The organism is Peribacillus sp. NPDC056705 (assembly GCF_043656335.1).
The window spans coordinates 346-1,150 of sequence record NZ_JBHTYI010000247.1 but is presented as its reverse complement, the minus strand read 5'-3'; the positions used below and the strand labels follow the sequence as shown (position 1 = coordinate 1,150).

1 protein-coding gene is annotated in these 805 nt (G+C 50.2%); it reads right to left on the bottom strand.

Translation table 11 applies throughout. The annotated features are described in order from the left end of the window. Window positions 1–805: stage III sporulation protein AE (spoIIIAE, locus tag ACFRAK_RS29380; RefSeq protein WP_394573250.1), on the bottom strand; the 805-nt coding region annotated here is incomplete at both ends.

Here is an 805-nt window from a genome sequence, read left to right as displayed (position 1 = left end):
GTCTTACCGATGGTGTGCAGACAGGCTGCAATCGGTGTATCGCCAAGCGGCTGCATGACGGCAGCCGCCAGGTTATATATCAAGGCAAGCGTCAAGATTTTGATTGCAGGAAAGGCGCACAGAAACAAAATGATGATGACGCCAGCCAAGCCGATTGAATTCTTGACCAGCAGTGAAGCTGAGATGACGGTGTCTGTGGCATCTGCAAACATCTTGCCGACTACCGGAACAAAATTACCTGTGACGTATTTCGCAGCGCGGATAGTGACACCATCCGAAACTGAACTGGTTAAACCCTGAACAGAGATCACGCCAAGGAATACGGTAAGCAATACCCCCAGTACACCCATGGACACCCCTCTCAGCAGATTTCCAAGCTGGGTTAGCTTATACTTCTCGGACAATGAGCTGACGAGATGCAGCAGAGCGGAGAAGAATAACATGGGAAACACTACCGTGCTAATCAACGTGCCAACCGTATGTACCATGAAGATCACGAGCGGATGTGCAACCGAGACTGTGATAATATTCCCCATGGAAGCCATGAGAGCAAATAACAGCGGCAGCATAGCCATCATGAAGTCGATCATGCCGGTAATCGCTCCTCGCGCATATCCAATCGCAACGCTGAAGCTGTTCACGGCAATTACGAGCACCACCATGTAGCAGATCGTATAGGCGACGCGGCTGACGGTGCTTTTCTCAAACGCATTCTGCAAGTTTTCCAGAATGAGGCTCATGATGCTCAGCATCACGATGGTTGCCAGCAATTTGCCGTTATACAGCACTTCGTGCCATACGTACT